Here is a 14,328-nt window from a genome sequence, read left to right as displayed (position 1 = left end):
GCGGCAGGAGACCCATCATGGCCATGCCACAAGCCGTCAAAGTCGTCGAAGTCGGCCCACGCGACGGACTGCAGAACGAAAAGGACTTCGTTCCCACCGCGGTCAAGATCGAACTGGTCAACCGCCTGTCTGCGGCGGGTTTTCGCAACGTCGAGTCGGCCTCCTTCGTGTCGCCCAAGTGGGTGCCGCAGATGGCCGATGGCGCTGACGTCATGGCCGGCATCGAACGCCGTCCCGGCACGATCTATTCGGTGCTGACGCCGAATCTGCGCGGCTTCGAAGGCGCTCTCGCGGCACGCGCCGACGAAATCGTGATCTTCGGTGCAGCCAGCGAGGCGTTTTCGCAGCGGAACATCAACTGCAGCATCGCCGAGAGCATCGCGCGCTTCGAACCCGTTGCACAGGCCGCCAGGGAGCATGGCGTGCGGATTCGCGGCAGCGTATCGTGCGCGCTTGGCTGTCCGTATCAGGGCGAGGTACCGGTGTCGTCGGTGATCGACGTGGTGGAGCGGTTTGCGGCGCTCGGTTGCGACGAGATCGATATCGCCGACACGATCGGCGTGGGCACGCCCAGACGCACGCGCGAAGTCTTTGCTGCGGTCACCGAAGTGTTTCCGCGCGAGCAACTGTCGGGGCATTTCCACGACACCTACGGCCAGGCACTCGCGAACATCTACGCCGCACTGCTCGAAGGGATCGAGATTTTTCACGCATCGGTAGCAGGGCTTGGCGGTTGCCCGTATGCGAAGGGCGCCACCGGTAACGTTGCCACCGAAGACGTGCTGTATTTGCTGCAGGGCCTGGGTATCGAGACCGGTATCGATCTCGCTCAGGTCGTCGCGATCGGCGATTTCATCTCGACCTCGATCGACAAGCCGAATAACTCGCGCGCTGGCAAAGCCTTGCTCGCCAAAGCACGCAGCGAACAAGGTTCCTGCGTTTGACCTCTCATCCACTGGAAAGCGCTTTATGACGGACAACGTTCCTCCCCACGCCGACGATCTCAACGCGCTGCCGGATTCGGCACGCCGTGTCGCATTGCTGCTGCGTGAGCGCGGCCACACCGGACAGATCGTGATGCTGCCGGAAACCGGCAAGACTTCAGCCGAAGCCGCTGCAGGCCTCGGTTGCGAGGTCGCGCAGATCGCCAAATCGATCCTGTTTCGCCGCCGCGAAGACGACGCACCGGTGCTGGTGGTGGCAAGCGGCGCGAACCGCGTCGATGAGAAAAAGGTCGCGGCACGGGTCGGCGAGATTGGACGCGCCGATGCGAAGTTCGTGCGCGAAAAGACCGGCTATGCGATTGGCGGCGTCTGCCCGATCGGCCACGCCACGCCGCCGGTTACGCTGATCGATGCAGACCTGCTTACGCTCGACACTCTTTGGGCCGCAGCCGGCCACCCGCATGCGGTCTTCAATCTCTCGCCGCAAGAGCTGGTCGCTCTGACCGGCGCGCCGGTCGCCGACGTGGCGCTACGAGAAGCCGAATGACGACGGCAGGCACCGTGGACCAACAGGACGCGGTCGCACCCGTGCCGTCGCCGTGCATCAACGTGTGCCGGATGGACGAAGCGAGTGGCTGGTGCGAAGGATGTCTGCGCACCATCGATGAAATCGCGTGCTGGTCCACCTACGACGACGTCACCAAAAGCGCGGTATGGGATGCGCTCGATCATCGCCACGCGCAGTGGATGGCGAAAAACCGGCAGGCTGCGAAATGAATGCGGCGCCGCGCATCGTGACGATTGGGGAGAGTTGTAGCTGCACGCTGACGTTGTCACCAGACTCGGTCAAATCGTTCGCGACGCTCGTCAACGATCTGAACCCGCTGCATCACGACGACGCTTACGCTGAGCAAAGCCGCTTCGGAGGCCTGATTGCTTCCGGCACACAGCCTTCCGCGCATTTCATGGCGATGCTCGCGACGCATTTTTCGCAGTACGCGCAGCCACTAGGCCTCGAGTTCGATATCAAGCTGAAGAAAGCGGTCCATGCGCAGGACACGTTGACGATGACGTGGCGCGTCCGTGACGCCTGGTGGAAGCCGAGCCTGAACGGCGACCTGACGCAACTCGACGGCTCGGTTGTGAACCAGCGCGGCGAGACGGTGCTGCTCGGCACCTCGACGATTCTCGTGATGGCGAAACCCGCGCAGGGTGATTCCGCAGAGTCCGCTCAGGAGTCCAACCCATCATGAATCTGCCGGCGTCGATCCAGGTGTTCGAGCGCGGCTGGTTGTCGTCGAACAACGTGCTGCTGGTTGACGATGACTGCGCCGCCTTCGTCGATACGGGTTACGCGACTCATGCGACTCAAACGCTGGCCCTGGTGCAGGCGGCACTCGGCGAACGGCCGCTCGATCTGATCGTCAACACCCATCTGCACTCCGACCACTGCGGCGGCAACGCGTTACTGCAGGCAGCATGGTCATGCCGCACAGCCATCCCCGCTGCTGAGACGGAAGCGGTGCGCAACTGGGATGAAGCTCACCTGACGTTTCGCGGCACGGGCCAGACCTGCGAGCGCTTCACCTTCACCGAAACAATCGCGCCCGGCATGCGCCTCAGGCTCGGCGCGCTCGACTGGGAGGTGCTCGGCGCACCGGGACACGATCCACACTCGCTGATGCTCTATTGCGCGGAAGAACGCCTGCTGATCAGTGCAGACGCGCTATGGGAAAACGGTTTCGGCGTGATCTTTCCGGAACTCGACGGCGAAAGCGGCTTTGCGGAAGAACAGGCCGTGCTGGAAACCATCGCCACGTTAGACGTCCGCATGGTGATCCCGGGTCACGGCGCGCCGTTCACGAACGTTGCGCAGGCGCTGGAGCGGGCGTTTTCGCGGGTCGCATGGTTGCGTGCCGATCCGGCGCGCAACGCGAAGAATGCATTGAAGGTGCTGATCGTGTTCAAGCTGCTCGAAGTGCGGACCATGACCTTCGATGCGCTCGCACGCATGCTCGACAGCGCCAGCACGATGCGCGCCGCTGCCGCCATGCTCAGACCGCGCGGCGAATGGCCGGCTCTTTTGCGTGGACTGATCGAAGAACTGGCAGTGCAGGGAGGTCCGTTGGCGGTGGATGGCGAGCGTATCGTCGCACGCGGCGCCGTCACACGTAACGCGTGACCAGCACCTAAGAGAACGTTCAGCGAAACGTAGGCACTGCGGCTCAACAACCGTCAAAAACCGCCGCGCAAAAAAGAAAGCCGCTCGCCATAAATGGCGAGCGGCAGAATTCGGTCGACGTGATCATCGTCTGTGCAAATGATACCTGCGCGGGTTTTTTGGCCGCATCGGTGATTTCCCTACAAAAGGTTGACACTATCATCCCACGACACGGAGGCACGGGGGCACGGCGACTCAGGTCGGTGAATAACGGCGCTGCGGTACGAGGCGCCAGCCGAGGTTGACGCCCGCAGCGGCCAGCAAAATCAGCACGGCGCCGAACACCTGCACCCATGCGAGCTTCTGGCCGAATGCAACGCGATCGACAATGATCGCGACGACCGGATAAATGAACGAGAGTGCGCCGGTCATCGCAGTCGGCAACTTCTGGATCGCCCCGTAGAGCAGCACATACATGATGCCGGTGTTCACGATGCCGAGCGTCACGAGTTCAAGCCAGTGTGCGCCCGTGGTAGGCAGCGCATCGAAGCGTACGAACGGAGCGAGCATCAGCACGCCAAGCCCCACCTGAATCAGCGCGATCAGATGCGGTGGCGTGCCTTTCAGATGTTTGGTGATGATCGACGACACCGCGTACATGGCCGCCGCACCAACCGCATAGGCAATTCCTTCAAGGTACCGGCCCGGCATCGCGAGCACGGCGGGCTCAACCCGCACGACCAGCACGAGGCCACCGAACGCCACCAGCAGCCATGCAATCGTCGAGGCAGTGATGCGTTCGCGGAACACGACCGCACCGAGCGCGACCAGCATGAATGGCTGCGTGTTGTAGACAGCGGTGGCCATCGAAATCGACGCGCGCGAATACGCGGCAAACAGCAGCACCCAGTTGATGACGATCGCTACACCGCCGAGCGCTGCGAGACCCAGCATGCGCCAGGAGAAAAGATTGCGGCGGAACAGCCCTAACGCGGCGCAGACGAGGGCCAAAGTGGCGCCACCGAACACGCAACGAAAAAACACCACGTTGAACGCGCTCTGTTGCGACGACACGACCAGCCAGCCGATTGTCCCTGACATCAGCATCGCCACGGTCATCTCCGCCGCCCCGCGGCGTGTGGCGCTCCCGCGCATTTCATCGGCAGCCATCTTCGCTCTCCCAGGATTGATTACCTGAGAGTCAGTGTATTTAATCCGGATGATTGAATATATGGCTAAACTTAGGCATTCAATTGCACGGACCTAAGAATCGAAGGCAATCATGGCAAATCGCCTTACAACCAATCCCCCTGCTACGCTCGACGATACCGATCGGGCGCTGCTGGCGGCGCTCGCGGAAGATGCTCGCCAGCCGGTCAGCGAACTGGCGCGGCGGGTCGGCTTGTCCGCACCCAGTACCGCCGAACGTCTGCGGCGGCTCGAGACTCAAGGTGTAATCGAGCGCTTCACCGTGCAGATCGATCCGCGCGCGCTCGGCTACACGCTGCAGGCAATCGTGCGGGTGAAGCCGTTGCCCGGACAGTTACATCTGGTCGAAGACGTGATCCGCCGTATTCCGGAGTTCGTGGAGTGCGACAAGGTGACCGGCGACGACTGTTTTGTCTGCCGTCTGTACCTGCATTCGATCGAGCAGCTCGACGAAATCCTGTCGAGGGTGACGGAGCGCGCGGAAACCAGCACCGCCATCATCAAGTCGACGCCGGTCGCGCGCAGGCTGCCGCCGCTAGGCTGAGCGCGACCCGGCTACTGCTCGACGGCCTCGAAAAAGGAGAGCATCTCCGGGACCAGTTCCGCTGGCGCTTCCTCGGGGATGTAATGCCCGCACGGCAACGCCCGCCCGCTGACATCGCGCGCCACCCGGCGCCATTCCGCGAGCGGCTCGAAACACTTCTCGATCACACCCTCCTCGCCCCACAGCACGCGCAGCGGGCAGCCAATCTTGTGGCCACGTTCGATGTCAGCGCGATCATGGTCGAGGTCGATGGTCGCCGACGCGCGGTAGTCCTCGCACATCGCATGCACCGCACCTGGCTGCCGCAGCGAGCTGCGATAGGCGTCGAGCGCCTCGGGGGCGAACGGCGTCAATCCGGCGTGGCGGCTGCCCATCACACGTTCGACGTAGACGTCCGGATTGGCGCCGATCAGCGTCTCTGGCAGCGGCTCCGGCTGGATCAGGAAGAACCAGTGGAAATACAGCGTGGCAAAGGTGCGGTCGGTGGCTTCGTACATGGCGAGCGTCGGCGCAATATCGAGCAGCATCAGACGTTCGACCGCTTCCGGATGATCGAGCGCCATCCGGTGTGCGACCCGTGCGCCGCGATCATGGGCGCAGACAAGAAAGCGTTCATGGCCGAAGTGACGCATCACCGCGACCTGATCCGCCGCCATCGCCCGTTTGGAATATGCCGCGTGAGTGGCGTCGCTGGCCGGTTTCGCCGAGGCGCCGTAGCCACGCAAGTCGGTGGCGATCACGGTGAAATGCTGTGCCAGTTGCGCGGCGCACCGATGCCAGATCAGGTGCGTCTGCGGATGGCCATGCAGCAGCAAGAGAGGCGGCCCTGCCCCGCCCTTGACCCCGTAAATGTCGACGTCGCCCGCGGCGACCCGGAAGGGCGTGAAATCCTCGAAGGGCATAGCGAGAGTCTCTTGTCGTTGTTCGTGAAAGCATTGTAGGAGCGCTGTGTGTCCATACGGGGTGGTATAGGGCACGTAAGCGTAGAACCTGAACACTTCCTCCAACTGCATCATCGCTGCAATGGGGCGGGCATTCGCCTATAATCGAACGATCGTTCGCAAACTGCGCCGGCTTCATGGAGCCCGCTGGATTCCGAACGCAAGTCGCACAACACGCGCAGCAGCCATCACCGACTCAAGCTGCGTCCTGTGCCACTACACTTCACATATGCCGGGCGTTCGACGCACGCCGGCTCGCCTGATAGGAGACTTGCGCCATGGCATTGCCAGCCGTCCTGCAGCACCTTGCGCTGCCCGTTGTTGCCTCGCCGATGTTCATCGTCAGCTACCCCGATCTGGTTCTCGCGCAATGCAAGGCCGGGATCGTCGGCTCGTTCCCGGCCTTGAATGCACGGCCGGCCGAGTTGCTCGACGAATGGCTCACGCAGATCCAGACCTCGCTCGCTGAACACAAGGCAGCCCATCCGGACGCCGTGATCGGGCCGATCGCCGTCAACCAGATCGTCCATCAGTCGAACGTGCGGCTCGAGCACGACGTGCGCGTATGCGTCGAACATAAGGTGCCGATTTTCATCACCAGCCTGCGTGCACCGGCCAAGGAAATCGTCGACGCGGTGCATAGCTACGGCGGCATCGTGCTGCACGACGTGATCAACATCCGTCACGCTCAGAAGGCGCTGGAAGCGGGTGTCGACGGCCTGATCCTGGTCGCAGCGGGGGCGGGCGGCCACGCAGGCACGACCTCCCCGTTTGCGCTGGTGGGCGAAGTGCGGCGTATTTTCGACGGCCCGATCGTGCTGTCCGGCGCGATTGCCAACGGCGGCTCGATCCTCGCTGCGCAAGCGATGGGCGCAGACCTCGCATATATGGGCACGCGCTTTATCGCGACCCAGGAAGCGCATGCGGTGGAAAGCTACAAGCATGCGATCGTCAACTCGAGCGCCTCGGACATCATCTACACCAACCTGTTCACCGGTGTGCACGGCAACTACATCCGCGAAAGCATCGTCAATGCCGGACTCGATCCAGATGCGCTGCCGGCTTCGGACAAGACCGCGATGAATTTCGGCAGCGACAAGGCCAAGGCGTGGAAGGACATCTGGGGCGCAGGCCAGGGCGTCGGTCTGATGGACGACGTGCCGAGCGTCGGCGAACTGGTCGAGCGTCTGAAGAAGGAATATGACGACGCGAAGGCGCGGCTCGGGATCGCGCGTTGACCGGTGAGCGCGGCGCTTAGCTTACGGCCAGCGCCTTGATCTGCTCGAGCGATGGCCACAGCGCCTCGTTGGCAAAACGCGCCGCAAAAAAATCGACGAACGAGCGCACCTTCGCCGACAGATGGCGCCGGCTCGCATATACGAGGTGAATGGGCAGCTCGCGCGGCAGCGACTCGGCAACCAGCAGCGGCAGCAGGCGGCCGGTAGCGAGGTCGTCGCCGATCACCTCGGTCCCGAGCATGGCAATCCCCGCGCCTTGCAGCACAAGCACGCGCTGCGCTTCCAGCTGATTGACGATCAGGTTGCCGGACAGACTGACTCGCGCCCCGCCATCGCCGTTGGACGTAACGAAATCCGGCGCCGATACACCGGCGTACTGCAGATAGTTGTGCCGCGACAGATCGGCCCGTTTCTTGGGCGTGCCATGCCGGCGCAGATACTCCGGCGAAGCGCACAGCACGAGGTGCGCGGTAGCAATCTGCCGCGCGATCAGCGAGGACGACTTCAGGCCGTGCGGCGAGGCCCGGATCGCGACATCGAAACCTTCGTCGATCAATTCGACTACGCGGTCCGACAAGGTCATATCCACGGTGACCTGCGGATACTGCGCCGCATAGTCGGCCACTGCGCTCATCACGTGACTCAGACCGAACGCCGATAGCGACGACACCCGCAGACGCCCCTGCGGCACGATGCTCGCGGCGCCGACCGCCTGCCCGGCTTCGTCGAGTTCGGTCAGCACCTGACTCAAACGCTCGTAGTACTCGCGCCCCGCCTCGGTCGGGGCGACGCGCCGCGTGGTGCGATTAAGCAGACGCGCGCCGAGCTGCTGTTCCAGATGCATCACGTGTTTGCTCGCCATCGCCGCGGACATCTCCATGCGCTCGGCCGCGCCGACGAAGCTGCCCACTTCGACGACATGGCGAAACACTTTCATGCTGACGAGGGTATCCATGGCAATCGCTCACGAGAGGAATCAATCGACGCCATTTTGCCGTCTTTATCAAAGCAGCGTCAGCAAACCTCTGCCCGCGGTGCCGATTGATAAAGCTAAAAAGACAAACCCCGCCTTCTTCCGAAGGCGGGGTTTGCAAAGCACAACGAAACGCGTGACGACCCGAACCGGTCAGAACTTCGTGCGGATACCCACGCCGTAGGTCTGGCCCGAGGTCTGGCTGGTGAAGTGATCGTACATATAAGCCGCGTAGACATCGGTGCGCTTGGACAGCGGATAGTCATAGCCAATTGCAGCCGTTTGACGCGTCTGGTCCAGACCGCTGCCGTCGCGCGAGTACGCGAACGACGCCATGATCGAGCCGGGGCCCGCTGGAACCGTCACGCCGCCTTGTGCGGTGTTCACGTGCCAGCTGCCGATGTCCTGTGCGTTGTACGTGTACATGTACTGGCCGAAGAACTTGACGTACTTCAGGTCGTAGGACAGGCCCAACTGAGCGACGCTCTGGCTCTTCATGCTCGCGAGCCCCACGCTTTGTGCGAGGCTGGTCAGATCGCCCGGGGCGTCGTTGAAGTTCACGTACTGATAAACGCCGGTTGCCGCGAACGCGCCGTGGAAGTACAGGAACTGGGCGCTCCACTTCTTCGCGCCGTTCTCACCTGCCGTATTGCCGAGGGCATACATGACGTTGGCGCTAAAGCCGTTGAAGTTCGGCGACGAATATTCCACCGCATTGTTCCAGCCCGAATCGCCGGCCACACCCTGGTCAGTGTTGTACGTCGGGAAGGTGCCGAGGCCGAGGTACGTATGCCACACCATCGGCGAGAATTCGTACGAGTCGACGAACGGGTTGAACAGGATCGTCGAGACGAACAGCGGCGTGGTCAGACGTCCAGCCGTGACCGTGCCGTACGGCGATTCGATACCGACATACGCGTTACGCGAAAAGAACGTATCGCCCGTGAAGCGGCCGTAAGCGCCGTTCTGCGCGAGGAAGAAGCCTTCCAGAGTGAAGATCGCCTTGTAGCCGTTGCCCAGATCCTCCGCCCCCTTCAAGCCCCAGTAGGAAGTCGACATACCGCCGCCCGACACTTCTGCTGCGCCCTTGCCGTCCGGGAATTTCTGGTCGCCGACCCATTCGTCGACCTGACCATAAAGTTGCACGCTCGATTGCGCGAACGCCGACGATGCGCCCCCGGCCAGCAGGCAAGCGATGACGCTGGTCTTGAGAGTCGTATTGAGCGCACGGCGGAAATTTGTATTCATGGGTTCTCCTGTCTTTGTCAAAAGGGTGTGGCTGCTGTGCGGCGGGGAAGCTCGCGCTAACGGTTTCTCGATCGTCCGTTAGATCAACGAGTTAATCTGGGCGGGACCATCTTTGCGGACCATTTTTGTGGACAAAAATATGGGTTGTTATTGCCGGTATATCGGTCCGATTAGTTTTGTCGTTTATCGGACTGATAAAGCGCGATTGGCTTTCGCCCGCACCACGGGATATCTCGCCCCGCAACGGGCTGGAAGGCCCGCCAGGACTGCAACGCAAAGACAGATAACGGATCAGGGACCGCGCCGATGACGGCCGGCCCGGTGAAGGACAAAATTTGAAGGTTCAGTAAGGTGCCGTGCGTCGTACTGTCATGAAAGTGTGGCGTGCATACGTCACTTGGACGGGCAGACAACGCACGGTATGACCGGGCGCAGGTTAGCTGACAGATTGAAAGCAGGAGAAAGTGGCTGGCGATGCCGTTCTCGTGACGGCGCGCAGGACGACCGGTCTCGAGCGAGCGGAGCGCGCAGGAGTCAACGAGGAGCGTTCAGGAAAAGGCTAGTTGCGGTAGGGCGACTGCCCCGGCGGCCGGTTCATATACTCCGGCGGGCGCGGGACGGGTCGAGTGGCGCCGCGCTCTTCGTTATAGCGCGCGACGTCGGCGCGGATCGAACCGGCGCGCACCATCGTTTCGTCCTCGGGCGGACGTGGCACCGAGCGAACCTCGGTGCTCACGGTAGTAATCGCGCCGGCGTACTGGAATCCGCCGCGCGGATCCGCGCGGGCGTCGCCCCTGTAGCCGCCGTAGCCACCGCCATTGCCGGCAACGCGTGATGATTGCCCGTTGGTGTAGCCGCCATGCGGTGTACCCGCGTTGCGCGCGACCCGGGCGTTGCGCTCAACTGATGCGCCACGCTCGGCGCGAGCGTCGTAAGCACGCGCATTATGCTGAGCGCCGGCATGAGCGAACCCGCCGCCGAAGCCACCGCCATGCGGTACTTGCGGCCCTCTGGCACAGGCGAGCGAACACAGCACAGTCAAGACTGCGCCCAACACCCAATGCCTGGTTCTCCACAACCCTGCGTCCACCATGATTCACCTGCCCGAAGACCCGCCTGAAGCCCGCCGTTCGAGCTGCGGCGAGGCTTGTTCCAGGATTTGCGTACCCGCTGCGGTCGATCCGCAACTTATGCATCCCATTGGCCTTTGAGCAGTAATTTATGGGTCGGTCGGAGGGGTGTCGAGCCAAAAAGTGTTAGGCCTGACACTGCGTTGTAACACCATGTTACTGCGACGTTTTTGCGCGACAAACGTCTTGCGCAAGGGGCAAATCAGGGTCTCCTGATTACCACCTGGAACGCCCCGAAATGCCCTCGCGCAGCCGCTCCGCCAAGCGGGTTTAGACACACCTCAGAGGCGCAATCCTCATCAATCGATTCCGCAAATGAATTTGATTTTTTAATCATGATCCGCTATTAATGGTCCCTTCCCCCTACAGCAAACGCCACGTGCCGCCACGCACGCGTGTCTGTATTTCCGCGTTACCCGCATCACCCGAATTGAGTTGAGATTGCGAAATGGCTCGCCCGAAACTGCTTCCCGATAACTTCACATTGTGCCTCGTCGGCACGGTGATCTTCGCCAGCCTGCTGCCCGTGCACGGGCAGGCCGCCGTCTGGTTCAACTGGCTGACGAATTTCGCCGTCGGGCTGCTGTTTTTTCTGCACGGCGCCAAGCTCTCACGCGAAGCGATCGTGGCGGGCGCGACCCATTGGCGTCTGCATATCGTCGTCCTGCTAAGCACGTTTGCGCTGTTTCCATTGCTCGGGCTCGCGCTCAAACCGCTCCTTTCGCCCCTTGTTACGCCTGCGCTCTACGCCGGCGTCCTCTTCCTCTGTACGCTGCCATCGACGGTCCAGTCGTCCATCGCGTTCACTTCGATTGCCAAAGGCAATGTGCCGGCTGCCGTGTGCAGCGCCTCGGCTTCGAGCCTGCTCGGTATCTTCATTACGCCGGCGCTCGTCAGCCTGGTCGTCACGAACCAGGCGGGCGGCGGCACGTCCGCATGGCACACGGTCTGGAATATCGTGCTGCAACTGCTGGTGCCGTTCGTGGCGGGGCAGTTGCTGCGGCCGATGCTCGGCAAGTGGATCGAGCGCCATCGCAGCGTGACGAAGTTCGTCGATCAGGGTTCGATCCTGCTGGTGGTGTACGGCGCCTTCAGCGAGGCCGTCACGGAAGGCCTGTGGCGCCATACCTCGCTGGGCGCGCTGGGTGGCCTCGTGCTCATCAACGCTGTACTGCTGGCGCTTGCGCTGGCCGTCACGATGTTCACGAGCAAACGGCTCGGCTTTAATCGCGCGGACCAGATCACCATCATCTTCTGCGGTTCGAAAAAGAGTCTCGCCTCCGGCGTGCCGATGGCAAAGGTCATCTTTGCTTCGCACGCGGTGGGGGCTGCCGTGCTGCCGCTGATGCTGTTTCACCAGATCCAGCTGATGGTATGCGCCGCTCTCGCGCAGCGCTGGGGCGCGCGCGATACGAGCGCTGAAACTCGCGCGGCCGCAGAGGACCACCCCGCGGCGGCCGTTGCGCGACGCTAACGCGCCAAACCTGTCGAACAAAAGATTCATAAAGCGCCCTCCCTGAGCCTGTCTGAACAAAGCCGCCTTCGCGCGGCTTTTCCGCTATTTCACGCCGAAATACTCGCGCCGTCGCCCTGGCCTGATGGCATAGGCGCAATGCAAACAAGACGGCCGGGTGAACCGGATTCCATTCCGACCCGCGCCAGGATACGGCGCGGGCGCACCACGTCAGTGCGTCTTGTCATTAAAAATTCACTTAATTTCCCTGCGGCGTTGCCGATAAGCCGACGGTTCACCGCTTTGGCCGAATGCCATGCCACTTCGCTCGCCCCCTCGTTCTGCCGCGCCCAGCATCGAGGATTTGATCGCCCGGCGTGATTTGTCCGCAGTATTTCAACCGATCGTGGATTTCGACGACGGGGCGATCCTGGGCTACGAAGGGCTGATTCGCGGACCTGCCGGCTCGCCGCTGGAGACACCATTCGCGTTGTTCGCCTTGGCAAACACCGAGGGCCGCGTGCTCGAACTGGAGCGCGCCGCCGCGCTCATCTGCGTGCGGGCATTCGCGCAGTCGGCCTGCGAGGGCAAGCTGTTTCTGAATTTCAGCGCGGGTGCGCTGCGCCAGCTCGCCGAGGCCCGCGAGGACACCCTCGGGCTGCTGCGGCAAGCGGGCGTGGACCCAGAGCGCATCGTGATCGAGCTGACGGAACAAAGCGCGATTCCCGACATCGGCCAGTTCCTGTCGGCACTGACGAGCTTGCGCACAGCCGGCGCGCAATTCGCGCTCGACGACTATGGCACCGCGAATGCCAGCATGAATCTGTGGGTGCGCCTGCGGCCGGACGTCGTGAAGATCGACCGGTTCTTTATTCACGACATTGCAAGTGACCCGCTGAAGTTCGAGGCCGTGCGCGCCATGCAGCAGTTCGCCAGCGCGAGCGGCGCAAAGCTGGTAGCCGAGGGCATCGAAAACGAAGCGGATCTGATCGTGCTGCGCGACATGGGCATCAACTGCGGGCAGGGTTATTTCTTCGGCCGCCCTAATGCAAAGCCTGCCCGCATGGTGACGGACGACGCCCGCAAGGCGATTCGCGCCGGGCACATTGCCGTGTTTCCGGAAGCGACGCGCGCGGTCAGCGCATCACCTTCGGGCGGCATGGCGTCGGCCAAGATGATGGTGCATGCGCCTGCGTTGCCGCGCGAGGCCACCAACAACGAGGTGCTCGAACTGTTCAACCGCTTGCCTGATCTGCACGCGGTCGCCGTGGTCGAAAACGAAGAGCCAGTGGCGTTGATCAACCGGCGCGCCTTCATGGAGCGCTACGCGTTGCCGTACCACCGCGAGCTGTTCGGCAAGCGCCCCTGCTTGCTGTTTGCGAACGCGTCGCCGGTGATCATCGAAAAATCAATGACGGTCGAGCAGATGGCCAAGCTGCTAGCGAGCGACGACCAGCGGTATCTCGCCGATGGCTTCGTCATCACCGACAACGGTAAATACGCGGGCCTCGGCACCGGCGAGAACCTGGTGCGTGCCGTCACCGAAGTGCGCATCGAAGCGGCGCGCTACGCGAACCCGCTGACCTTCCTGCCCGGCAACATTCCGATCAGCTCGCACATCGCGCGGCTGCTCGGCCACGACGCCGGCTTCTACGCCTGCTATGTCGACCTGAACCATTTCAAGCCCTTTAACGACCAGTACGGCTACTGGCAGGGCGACGAAGTGCTGAAGTTCGCGGCCGCCGTGCTGGCCGACGTGTGCGATCCCACCCGTGACTTTCTCGGCCACGTTGGCGGCGACGACTTCCTGATCCTGTTCCAGAGTGACGACTGGCGCGAGCGCGTATTGCGCGCGATCCAGCTGTTCAACGAAGGCGCGCAACGCTTCTACGCGCCCGAGGACCGGCTCGCGGGCGGCATCCACGGCGAAGACCGGCGTGGCAATGCGACCTTCTTCAGCTTTGTGACCATGGCGATCGGCTGCGTGCACATTGAGTCCCATGTCGGTCCGACGCTGTATAGCAGCGAGGAAGTCGCCTCGGTGGCGGCGCTCGCAAAGCGGCGCGCGAAGCAGGACCCGGGCGGATTCGTGCTGATCGGGGCGGATGAGAGCGACGCGCTGTTGCAGGGGCACACCGACGCGCGCCACGCGGCGTTCGACTGAGACGACGGCCGCCACGCCTGCTCGACCGAGGGGCGCCCCGGACATCGGCTTTCGCAAGAGCAGCGGTTCGGTAGCCTCGCGCTGTCGACTGCGGCTCTTCAACCCGCCGGACAATGCTTCGGACTCCTACTATTCACCCCTAAAAACTCACTTTTCCCGCAAATTCAGCCTCATGTTTAGTTGATTTTACTAAACACAATGAAACCGCCTTTATTCCTTATATACGGGTATTTACGCGTACCGATTCGCATGAGTGCAGGGATATTTACGCCAGTTTTACTATACAATCCCCCGAAATCAACTTAGCCAGCGGCCAGCACTGC

At 62.4% G+C, this 14,328-nt stretch carries 14 protein-coding genes; 9 read left to right on the top strand and 5 right to left on the bottom strand.

Annotated elements, in window-relative coordinates; genetic code table 11:
- Nucleotides 1-17: 17 nt before the first annotated feature.
- The 5 genes from P3T24_RS18455 to P3T24_RS18435 are packed head-to-tail and all read left to right on the top strand — an operon-like array spanning nucleotide 18 to nucleotide 3,126.
- Nucleotides 18-944: a hydroxymethylglutaryl-CoA lyase gene (locus P3T24_RS18455; protein WP_429436674.1), complete on the top strand. Its 927-nt coding sequence runs from the start codon at nucleotides 18-20 to the stop codon at nucleotides 942-944.
- Nucleotides 945-969: 25 nt separating this feature from the next.
- Nucleotides 970-1,491 carry a YbaK/EbsC family protein gene (locus tag P3T24_RS18450; RefSeq protein ID WP_429436671.1) on the top strand — a complete coding sequence of 174 codons (522 nt, stop codon included), beginning with the start codon at nucleotides 970-972 and terminating at the stop codon, nucleotides 1,489-1,491.
- Complete coding sequence (locus P3T24_RS18445; RefSeq protein WP_429436668.1) at nucleotides 1,488-1,721, top strand: DUF1289 domain-containing protein; 234 nt, start codon at nucleotides 1,488-1,490, stop codon at nucleotides 1,719-1,721. The genes P3T24_RS18450 and P3T24_RS18445 overlap by 4 nt, the downstream gene beginning before the upstream one ends.
- Nucleotides 1,718-2,197 carry a MaoC family dehydratase gene (locus tag P3T24_RS18440; RefSeq protein ID WP_429436666.1) on the top strand — a complete coding sequence of 160 codons (480 nt, stop codon included), beginning with the start codon at nucleotides 1,718-1,720 and terminating at the stop codon, nucleotides 2,195-2,197. The genes P3T24_RS18445 and P3T24_RS18440 overlap by 4 nt, the downstream gene beginning before the upstream one ends.
- Entirely contained in the window at nucleotides 2,191-3,126 is a 936-nt protein-coding gene (locus tag P3T24_RS18435; RefSeq protein ID WP_429436949.1) for an MBL fold metallo-hydrolase, read from the top strand. Before P3T24_RS18440 ends, P3T24_RS18435 begins: the two co-directional genes overlap by 7 nt.
- A gap of 234 nt (nucleotides 3,127-3,360) precedes the next feature.
- On the opposite strand, the gene P3T24_RS18430 is transcribed toward P3T24_RS18435, so the two are convergent.
- A complete protein-coding gene (locus P3T24_RS18430) occupies nucleotides 3,361-4,275 on the bottom strand; it encodes a DMT family transporter (RefSeq protein ID WP_429436663.1) in 915 nt (304 codons plus the stop codon).
- 112 nt (nucleotides 4,276-4,387) lie between these two features.
- Here P3T24_RS18430 and P3T24_RS18425 point away from each other — a divergent pair, with 112 nt between their 5' ends.
- Nucleotides 4,388-4,858, top strand: coding sequence for an Lrp/AsnC family transcriptional regulator (locus P3T24_RS18425; RefSeq protein ID WP_429436660.1), 471 nt, complete (start codon nucleotides 4,388-4,390; stop codon nucleotides 4,856-4,858).
- Nucleotides 4,859-4,869: 11 nt separating this feature from the next.
- Here P3T24_RS18425 and P3T24_RS18420 read toward each other — a convergent pair whose 3' ends face one another.
- Entirely contained in the window at nucleotides 4,870-5,760 is an 891-nt protein-coding gene (locus tag P3T24_RS18420; RefSeq protein WP_074263171.1) for an alpha/beta fold hydrolase, read from the bottom strand.
- A gap of 317 nt (nucleotides 5,761-6,077) precedes the next feature.
- Here P3T24_RS18420 and P3T24_RS18415 point away from each other — a divergent pair, with 317 nt between their 5' ends.
- On the top strand, nucleotides 6,078-7,037 hold the full coding sequence (locus tag P3T24_RS18415; protein ID WP_429436658.1) for an NAD(P)H-dependent flavin oxidoreductase: 960 nt from the start codon (nucleotides 6,078-6,080) through the stop codon (nucleotides 7,035-7,037).
- A 16-nt stretch (nucleotides 7,038-7,053) separates the two neighbouring features.
- Here the strand turns inward: P3T24_RS18415 and P3T24_RS18410 are convergent, their stop codons facing one another.
- The 3 genes from P3T24_RS18410 to P3T24_RS18400 form a co-directional block, all read right to left on the bottom strand.
- Nucleotides 7,054-7,992 (bottom strand): LysR family transcriptional regulator, encoded by a 939-nt coding sequence (locus tag P3T24_RS18410; RefSeq protein ID WP_074263169.1) that lies wholly within the window; start codon nucleotides 7,990-7,992, stop codon nucleotides 7,054-7,056.
- Between the two features lie 171 nt (nucleotides 7,993-8,163).
- Complete coding sequence (locus P3T24_RS18405; RefSeq protein ID WP_074263168.1) at nucleotides 8,164-9,258, bottom strand: porin; 1,095 nt, start codon at nucleotides 9,256-9,258, stop codon at nucleotides 8,164-8,166.
- Between the two features lie 559 nt (nucleotides 9,259-9,817).
- Nucleotides 9,818-10,351, bottom strand: a complete 534-nt coding sequence (locus tag P3T24_RS18400) for a hypothetical protein (protein WP_429436655.1) — start codon at nucleotides 10,349-10,351, stop codon at nucleotides 9,818-9,820.
- A 485-nt stretch (nucleotides 10,352-10,836) separates the two neighbouring features.
- On the opposite strand from P3T24_RS18400, the gene P3T24_RS18395 reads away from it, so the two are divergent.
- Entirely contained in the window at nucleotides 10,837-11,862 is a 1,026-nt protein-coding gene (locus P3T24_RS18395) for a bile acid:sodium symporter family protein (protein WP_429436652.1), read from the top strand.
- 295 nt (nucleotides 11,863-12,157) lie between these two features.
- Nucleotides 12,158-14,005: an EAL domain-containing protein gene (locus P3T24_RS18390; protein ID WP_429436650.1), complete on the top strand. Its 1,848-nt coding sequence runs from the start codon at nucleotides 12,158-12,160 to the stop codon at nucleotides 14,003-14,005.
- Nucleotides 14,006-14,328 lie beyond the last annotated feature (323 nt).

The sequence above is a fragment of the Paraburkholderia sp. GAS33 genome, assembly GCF_050436645.1.
Lineage (GTDB): Bacteria > Pseudomonadota > Gammaproteobacteria > Burkholderiales > Burkholderiaceae > Paraburkholderia > Paraburkholderia phenazinium_B.
The sequence above is the reverse complement of the archived record's forward strand: the minus strand, read 5'-3'. Positions and strand labels throughout refer to the sequence as shown.

Excerpts from the sequence above, each read along its gene's own strand:
- P3T24_RS18455 (WP_429436674.1), top strand. The coding sequence starts at position 18 with ATGGCCATGCCACAAGCCGTCAAAGTCGTCGAAGTCGGCCCACGCGAC.
- P3T24_RS18450 (WP_429436671.1), top strand. The coding sequence starts at position 970 with ATGACGGACAACGTTCCTCCCCACGCCGACGATCTCAACGCGCTGCCG.
- P3T24_RS18445 (WP_429436668.1), top strand. The coding sequence starts at position 1,488 with ATGACGACGGCAGGCACCGTGGACCAACAGGACGCGGTCGCACCCGTG.
- P3T24_RS18440 (WP_429436666.1), top strand. The coding sequence starts at position 1,718 with ATGAATGCGGCGCCGCGCATCGTGACGATTGGGGAGAGTTGTAGCTGC.
- P3T24_RS18430 (WP_429436663.1), bottom strand. The coding sequence starts at position 4,275 with ATGGCTGCCGATGAAATGCGCGGGAGCGCCACACGCCGCGGGGCGGCG.
- P3T24_RS18425 (WP_429436660.1), top strand. The coding sequence starts at position 4,388 with ATGGCAAATCGCCTTACAACCAATCCCCCTGCTACGCTCGACGATACC.
- P3T24_RS18420 (WP_074263171.1), bottom strand. The coding sequence starts at position 5,760 with ATGCCCTTCGAGGATTTCACGCCCTTCCGGGTCGCCGCGGGCGACGTC.
- P3T24_RS18415 (WP_429436658.1), top strand. The coding sequence starts at position 6,078 with ATGGCATTGCCAGCCGTCCTGCAGCACCTTGCGCTGCCCGTTGTTGCC.
- P3T24_RS18410 (WP_074263169.1), bottom strand. The coding sequence starts at position 7,992 with ATGGATACCCTCGTCAGCATGAAAGTGTTTCGCCATGTCGTCGAAGTG.
- P3T24_RS18405 (WP_074263168.1), bottom strand. The coding sequence starts at position 9,258 with ATGAATACAAATTTCCGCCGTGCGCTCAATACGACTCTCAAGACCAGC.
- P3T24_RS18400 (WP_429436655.1), bottom strand. The coding sequence starts at position 10,351 with ATGGTGGACGCAGGGTTGTGGAGAACCAGGCATTGGGTGTTGGGCGCA.
- P3T24_RS18395 (WP_429436652.1), top strand. The coding sequence starts at position 10,837 with ATGGCTCGCCCGAAACTGCTTCCCGATAACTTCACATTGTGCCTCGTC.
- P3T24_RS18390 (WP_429436650.1), top strand. The coding sequence starts at position 12,158 with ATGCCACTTCGCTCGCCCCCTCGTTCTGCCGCGCCCAGCATCGAGGAT.